The following is a 627-nucleotide window of genomic DNA, read 5'->3' as shown; positions in this document are numbered from 1 at the left end:
GGACGGGACTCGAACCCGCGACCCCCGGCGTGACAGGCCGGTATTCTAACCAACTGAACTACCGCTCCACACGGTGATAAACAGTTGCCTGTCTATCCGATATTCACCGTTCAAGAATGAATATCTAAATTTGAAGCCTGGCGATGACCTACTCTCACATGGGGAGACCCCACACTACCATCGGCGCTATTACGTTTCACTACTGAGTTCGGCATGGGATCAGGTGGGTCCATAATGCTATGGTCGCCAAGCAAATTCGGTTTTATTYACCGCCATYAGGCGATAAATACAATCTGGGAAAATCTAACTAGTTACAATATTAAGTTCAAACACGCATTCAAGCGTTTATGGAGTCCGTAAAACCCCTTGGGTGTTGTATGGTTAAGCCTCACGGGCAATTAGTACAGGTTAGCTCAATGCCTCGCAGCACTTACACACCCTGCCTATCAACGTCGTAGTCTTCGACAACCCTTTAGAGACCTTAAAGGTCTAGAGATGACTCATCTTGAGGCTCGCTTCGCGCTTAGATGCTTTCAGCGCTTATCGATTCCGAACGTAGCTACCGGGCAATGCGATTGGCATCACAACCCGAACACCAGCGGTTCGTCCACTCCGGTCCTCTCGTAC

At 49.4% G+C, this 627-nt stretch carries 2 rRNA genes; both read right to left on the bottom strand.

Annotated features, from left to right (window positions below):
* Positions 1-135: 135 nt before the first annotated feature.
* Positions 136-251: ribosomal RNA gene (rrf, locus tag L4C35_RS23225) — 5S ribosomal RNA — on the bottom strand.
* Positions 252-377: 126 nt separating this feature from the next.
* Positions 378-627: ribosomal RNA gene (locus L4C35_RS23220) — 23S ribosomal RNA — on the bottom strand; the annotation flags it as partial.

Source organism: Photobacterium kagoshimensis, assembly GCF_050337045.1.
In the GTDB taxonomy this organism is placed as follows: Bacteria; Pseudomonadota; Gammaproteobacteria; order Enterobacterales; family Vibrionaceae; genus Photobacterium; species Photobacterium kagoshimensis.
Note: the sequence above shows the minus strand (reverse complement) of the source record. Positions and strands in the feature narration are given on the sequence as shown.